This window comes from Brevibacterium sp. FME17, from assembly GCF_014897515.1.
Classification (GTDB): Bacteria; Actinomycetota; Actinomycetes; order Actinomycetales; family Brevibacteriaceae; genus Brevibacterium.
Map to the genome: position 1 here is coordinate 1 of NZ_JABUYD010000063.1, position 1,465 is coordinate 1,465.

The window sequence follows — 1,465 nt, forward strand, 5'->3', positions numbered from 1 at the left end:
GGCTCTTCGGATCTAAGCGTGGTGACTCGTTGGTAAGTTCCTCTTCGCCCCCGACGCCACCGCGAGGATCCGCAGCCGGTAATTCTCGAAGTTCCGGAACCCGTGCGCGACGCGCCTGGTCTTCTCGATCAGGTTATTGACCGCTTCGACAGGACCGTTTGATGCCCCGCCGGTGGCGAAGTAGGCCAGGATCTCGTTCCGCCACTTCTTCAGCGTCGTCAGCAATCGCTTGACTTCCGGGATGGGGCACGAGGAGAACTTGTCTTCTAACGCCTCGAACCGGGCCCGTCCTTCCAACGGTGTTGGGGCTTGATACATCCGCCGCAGACTTTGATAACAGTCCCAGGCGATCGTGACTTCCCAGTCCGGGTCTCCAGCTTTGAGCTTGGCATCGATCTTGTCGGCCGTCTTCTGCTTCAGGTGCTCCGCACCCATCGTCAGCAGCCGACGAATCTTGTACAACGGGTCGTCCTTGCGGCCCCGATGCCCGGTCGTGGCCTGCTGAACACGGCGACGAGCATCGTCGAGTGCTTCGATACCAAGTTTCACCACGTGGAAGGCATCGAGGATCGTTATGGTGTGGGACAACTGGTCATCGATAGCGTTCTTATACCCACGGAACGCATCGAGTGTGGTGTGCTTGATTCCGGCCCGAAACCCTGGCGACTGAGCTTTGAGCCAATCACGGTAGACCGGCCCTGATCGGCCAGGCACCACATCGAGGAGTCGAGCATTGACGCGGCCTGACTCATCACGGCTGATATCGACCATCCCCGTCAGGACCCGCGGTGTCTGCGGGCCCACATGCCGCCACACATGCTCATCGACACCGAGGGCGGTGACGCCATCGAGCCGATCGGGATTGGTGGCGCGGGTGGTCAGGACCGGTTTGGCTGCTACCCAACAGGTGTGCCAGTCGACGCCGAGTCGACGAGCCAGCGCTTGAACGTGAGCGTCGTCGTATTGGAGTCGATCGGCGACCCAGACACCGGCACGAACGCTCAGCTTCGCACGCGGACGGATGAGCTCACTGTCCTCGGACCATGTCGACGTCGGGCAGAGAGATTCCCAGCAGCGCCAGATGCGTTTGTGCCACACCAACTCGACCGGGCCCCGTGGTCCCGGGACGTCGTGGACGTAGTGGCGGCGTCGGTGATGGAGCTTGGCAACGACACCACATTTCGGGCAGCCGGTCAGGGTGGTGTCGGTCTCAACGTGGATACGGATCCCTATCGACGTGGGTTCGACGCTCACGACGTGGAAGTCACTGAGTCCCAAGAGCGCGTCAGCACGGGTTGAGTAGATCGGTTGAGCAGAGTCGGGGAAGGTAGGATCGGACATGATCGGAGTCTCCATCGGGTGGTTGTTTCGTCACTTCCGATGATGGGGGCTCCGATCCTTCATCCCCTTCATTGACACACCCACTGATCTACTGCTCAGTCACCACGCTTCATTCCGCAGAGCC

General features: G+C 60.8%; 1 protein-coding gene. It reads right to left on the reverse strand.

What is annotated here, in order from left to right; all coding sequences use genetic code 11:
* Positions 1 to 12: 12 nt before the first annotated feature.
* Positions 13 to 1,341 carry an ISL3 family transposase gene (locus INT40_RS20295; RefSeq protein WP_226831729.1) on the reverse strand — a complete coding sequence of 443 codons (1,329 nt, stop codon included), beginning with the start codon at positions 1,339 to 1,341 and terminating at the stop codon, positions 13 to 15.
* Positions 1,342 to 1,465: the final 124 nt, after the last annotated feature.